Source organism: Gilliamella sp. B2717, assembly GCF_026536675.1.
Classification (GTDB): domain Bacteria; phylum Pseudomonadota; class Gammaproteobacteria; order Enterobacterales; family Orbaceae; genus Gilliamella; species Gilliamella apicola_I.
On sequence record NZ_JAFNNQ010000008.1, the window covers coordinates 539 to 973 of the forward strand.

Sequence of the window (435 nt, forward strand, 5' to 3'; positions counted from 1 at the left end):
TGGTTCATCCGTATACGGTAGTTTTACTGAACCAAGAAAATAGCAAAAGTCGCCTTTAGCTTTATTTGTGGCTCGTGATTCATCATATTCTTTTTGAATATGCTCCCTTAGTTTTTCTTTGTTATAACAACCCAATAGTGAACAGGTGATTAATGTCAGTAAGGTGAATTTAGTTAATGTTTTCATTGCATACTTCTAAGGTTTAATCATTAAATGAGTTAAGGGTTCATGATATAATTCACCGTCATCGCCTTTGATAAAAGTGATCTCATCAATATAAGTTTTTCCGGGTACTTTTACCTTTATAGGATCATACAAAGCATTGAGTTTATCTTCCCCATTTAATGCCCAATCAGGGGTATCCAATACTTGATAATCGATATCGACATACACATTTGTCTGATTTTTTCGATATAACCCACTTTCATACGTTTT

Annotated in this window: 2 protein-coding genes; both read right to left on the minus strand. The window is 33.3% G+C overall.

What is annotated here, in order from left to right; translation table 11 throughout:
* Positions 1 to 186 (minus strand): hypothetical protein (locus J3U35_RS02115; protein WP_267359227.1); only part of this gene is annotated, 186 nt, incomplete at its 3' end.
* A 9-nt stretch (positions 187 to 195) separates the two neighbouring features.
* The coding region (locus tag J3U35_RS02120) for a hypothetical protein (RefSeq protein WP_267359229.1) at positions 196 to 435 on the minus strand (240 nt) is incomplete at its 5' end.